Source organism: Sphingomonas sp. (assembly GCF_031361285.1).
Lineage (GTDB): Bacteria > Pseudomonadota > Alphaproteobacteria > Sphingomonadales > Sphingomonadaceae > Sphingomicrobium.
Window position 1 is genome coordinate 1 of sequence record NZ_JANMCO010000002.1, and the last position, 2,128, is coordinate 2,128.

Genomic DNA, 2,128 nt, shown 5'->3' on the forward strand with positions numbered 1-2,128 from the left:
TTCGCGGTTGAGCACCGGCAACATCCCCGGCATCGCCGCGTCGACCAGGCTGACGTGGCTGTTGGGCTCGGCCCCGAACACGGCCGAAGCGCCGCTGAACAGCTTGGATTCGGACACGATCTGGGCGTGGACCTCAAGCCCGACCACGACCTCCCAGTCGCCAGTCGCGCCTGTGATGCGATAGGGAGCGTTCACCACCATTTCTCCGGGCGATGGGTAAAGCCGGCGCGTTCCTCGATAGCGAGGGCGGCGTTCAAGACACCCTGCTCGTCCAATTCGCGGCCGATCAGGTGGAGGCCGAGCGGAAGTCCCTGCCCGTCCAAGCCGCCGGGGACCGACATGGCGGGCAGGCCGGCAAGGCTGGCGGGCACCGCGAACACATCATTCAGATACATCGCCAGCGGGTCGGTCTTCTCGCCGATGCCAAAAGCGGCGGACGGTGCGGTCGGCGTCAGGATCAGGTCGCAGCTCTCGAACGCCTTGCAGAAATCGCGTTTGATCAGGGTGCGGACCTTCTGCGCCTTGTTGAAGTAAGCATCGTAAAAGCCGGCCGAGAGCACATAGGTGCCAATCATGATGCGGCGCTTGACCTCCGCGCCGAAGCCGGCGGCGCGGGTCGCGGCGTACATGCCGTCGAGGCCGCCCGCCCCGTCGACGCGCAGACCGTAGCGGACACCATCGTAGCGGGCGAGGTTGGACGAGGCCTCGGCGGGCGCGATGATGTAATAAGTCGGCAACGCATATTTGGTGTGCGGCAGCGAAATCTTGACCGGCTCGGCCCCGGCATCGCGCAGCCACTCGACGCCCTTGTCCCACAGCGCATCGATCTCCGCCGGGACACCATCGATGCGATATTCGGTGGGGATTCCGACGCGCTTGCCCTTGAGGTCGCTCGACAAATTCGCTTCCCATGGCGGCACCGGCAGATCGAGCGAGGTCGAGTCCTTGGCATCGAACCCGGCCATCGCTTCCAAGAGGATCGCGCAGTCGCGGGCGGTTTTGGCCATCGACCCGGCCTGGTCGAGCGACGAGGCAAACGACACGATTCCCCAGCGCGAGCAGCGGCCGTAAGTCGGCTTGATGCCGCAGATGCCGGTGAAGGCGGCCGGCTGGCGGATCGAGCCGCCGGTGTCGGTCCCGGTCGCGCCCGGGACGATCCCCGCCGCGACCGCCGCCGCGGAGCCACCCGAGGAACCTCCGGGCGTCAGCGCTGCATTGCTACCGTCGTTGCGCTTCCACGGGCTGATCACCGGGCCGCAGGCGCTGGTCTCGTTGGACGAGCCCATGGCGAATTCGTCCATGTTGAGCTTACCGAGCATCCCTGCCCCGGCCTTGCGGAGGTTGCCGCTGACCGTCGATTCGTAGGTCGGCTTGAAGCCCTTGAGGATATTGCTGCCGGCGGTGGTGTCGACGCCCTGGGTGGCGAACAAGTCCTTGATGCCGAGCGGGATGCCGCCGAGCGGCCCTGCCTCGCCTTTGCCGCGCGCAGCATCGGCAGCATCTGCCGCGGCGAGTGCGTCCTCCGGGGTCTCGACAGTGAAGGCATTCAATCCCCGCGCCCCCGCGACGGCGGCGTTGAATGCCTCGGCCGCTTCGCGCGCGGTGAACTCGCCGCCGCGGAAGCCGTCGCGCAGCTCGGCGATCGTCTTGGAGGTGAGTTCAGTCACAATCAGTCATTCCCGCGAATGCGGGAATCCCGCTTCGAACTGGGCCCCAAGAAGAAGCGGGATCCCCGCTTTCGCGAGGATAACGAAAAAGGGCGGTCATCATTCGATCACCTTGGGCACGGCGAAGAAGCCGTGCTCGGCCCCGGGCGCGTTGGCCAGCACGGCGTCGCGGATATCGCCGTCGGTGACGGCGTCGTCGCGCAGGCGCAGTTTCTGGTCGATCACCGCCGTCAGCGGCTCGACGCCCTCGGTATTGACCTCGGCCAATTGCTCTACCCAGCCGATGATGGCGATCAATTCGGGCACCAGCGCCGCGACCTCGGCATCGCTCATCGCGATCCGGGCGAGCTTGGCGATGTGGCGAACCTGTTCGATATCTACGGACATGGGGCGCGGCTAGCAGTCGGGCGCGAGCCCTTCAACCGCCTTGCCGTGGGACTGCCGCCCCAATAGGGCCGGGC

At 66.7% G+C, this 2,128-nt stretch carries 2 protein-coding genes and 1 pseudogene; all 3 read right to left on the reverse strand.

All coding sequences use genetic code 11. The features are described 5' to 3' along the window. Positions 1-201: pseudogene (gene gatB, locus RMO25_RS00035) on the reverse strand (Asp-tRNA(Asn)/Glu-tRNA(Gln) amidotransferase GatCAB subunit B); the annotation flags it as partial. Continuing rightward, complete coding sequence (gatA, locus tag RMO25_RS00040) at positions 192-1,667, reverse strand: Asp-tRNA(Asn)/Glu-tRNA(Gln) amidotransferase subunit GatA (protein ID WP_309660555.1); 1,476 nt, start codon at positions 1,665-1,667, stop codon at positions 192-194. The gene gatA and the pseudogene gatB, both read right to left, overlap by 10 nt. Before the next feature lie 99 nt (positions 1,668-1,766). After that, the gene (gene gatC, locus RMO25_RS00045) at positions 1,767-2,054 is read right to left on the reverse strand and encodes an Asp-tRNA(Asn)/Glu-tRNA(Gln) amidotransferase subunit GatC (protein ID WP_309660556.1); all 288 of its coding nucleotides are present in this window, start codon (positions 2,052-2,054) and stop codon (positions 1,767-1,769) included. Between the last annotated feature and the right edge of the window lie 74 nt (positions 2,055-2,128).